The organism is Pseudomonas sp. K8, assembly GCF_014889455.1.
Taxonomy (GTDB): Bacteria; Pseudomonadota; Gammaproteobacteria; order Pseudomonadales; family Pseudomonadaceae; genus Aquipseudomonas; species Aquipseudomonas veronii.
This window is the reverse complement of sequence record NZ_VJWO01000146.1, coordinates 1-756: the sequence shown is the minus strand read 5'-3', so window position 1 is coordinate 756 and position 756 is coordinate 1. Positions and strand designations below refer to the sequence as shown.

General features: G+C 40.2%; 1 protein-coding gene. It reads right to left on the bottom strand.

Features of this window, described 5'->3' with window-relative positions; all coding sequences use genetic code 11:
* Positions 1-756: hypothetical protein (locus tag INT12_RS30640; RefSeq protein ID WP_226926398.1), on the bottom strand; the 756-nt coding region annotated here is incomplete at both ends.

Sequence of the window (756 nt, the reverse complement as noted above, 5' to 3'; positions counted from 1 at the left end):
CCTTTCAGTGGTTTGTACTTTATGTCGGCCCCCGCAGAAATAAAAACAAGTGGCTGAGCTCTATCCGGCATAAAATCGAGGTCATCACCTACCATATTCATACTGACAGGTATACCAAGAAAAGACTTTTTGCCAGCAATAAGCTTCTTACTATCAAGGCGTTTTCCGTAACTACTAAGTTCAAAATAGTAATCAGCAACATAAGTACCGTATGAAAACACATGATCTGCGTGATTTACAAAAAACACTTCGGCACCAGAAATATTTTTTATCACACCACATGCGACCACGGCCAATATATCGTCAGGGTGTATATGTAGCACTATCTTCCTGTAGAGACTAAGCGCTGCAACTAACTCCCCGACTATATCAAGCGGACGAATGGACAATACTTTATAGGTTTTTAAAAAAAATCTCGATACGCGCTCTTCCGCTCTCTTCGAGGAGCCTCGTGAGATAATTAAATCTACAGGTCCATCGTGCATACTAGCAAGCTTTTCCATTAGGCGAGTATGACCACCTATTAGCAATGGCTCACTGATTATGTGTACATAAGACGAGTCATGGCCTACAAATTCAAAATTATGATTTTTAAAATACAACACAGCGCGATCAATTAAGCTTTGTTCAATTGACGGCGCGTCATAAATACCGATATCAGCGAACCACAATAAATTACCGTATTGACGAGCGAGATCCAACGCTATATTTAAGTCGACTTCTGACAGTATTTTGCTCTCAAAATCAACGATAACC